This window comes from Acinetobacter geminorum (assembly GCF_013009345.1).
Lineage (GTDB): Bacteria > Pseudomonadota > Gammaproteobacteria > Pseudomonadales > Moraxellaceae > Acinetobacter > Acinetobacter geminorum.
The window spans coordinates 1-629 of the sequence record NZ_JABELE010000054.1; the positions used below are offsets into that span (position 1 = coordinate 1).

Annotated in this window: 1 pseudogene; it reads left to right on the forward strand. The window is 39.7% G+C overall.

Annotated elements, in window-relative coordinates:
- Positions 1-54 precede the first annotated feature (54 nt).
- Positions 55-629 (forward strand): annotated as a pseudogene (locus tag HJG58_RS18645) (IS5-like element ISAba13 family transposase); the annotation flags it as partial.

Sequence of the window (629 nt, forward strand, 5' to 3'; positions counted from 1 at the left end):
GGCTTTGTTGCACAAACCTATCTCTAAAGGCTTATTCCACAATATAATTTTCAAATGAATAAGTCGACACCTAAAATTTATCGCACAACCAATTGGTCTTCATATAACCGAGCTCTCATTAATCGTGGAAATATTGCCATTTGGTTTGATCCTGCTACGCAATGGTATGCCCCATCAAAAGGCAAACAAGGACGAAATCAAACTTACTCCGACGCAGCTATCCAATGCTGCCTAATGATTAAATCTCTCTTCCGATTGTCTTTACGCATGGTCACTGGCTTTGTTCAAAGTCTCATCCATCTTTGTGGGTTAAATTGGATAGCGCCAGACTACACTACAATTTGTAGACGACAACAGCATATTGATATTGTGATTAGCTATCAAAAAAGTTGTGATGGACTGTATCTAATCGTTGACTCTACAGGTCTGAAATTCTTAGGTGAGGGTGAATGGAAGCGTAAAAAACATCAGTCTGAATATCGTCGCCAATGGCGTAAATTACATATGGGTATAGATGCTAAAACCTTACAAATACGCGCTGTTCAGCTCACAACCAACAATGTGAGTGATTCACAGGTACTTGGTGATTTACTCGATCAGATTCCACAAGATGAGAGAGTTGACTCCGT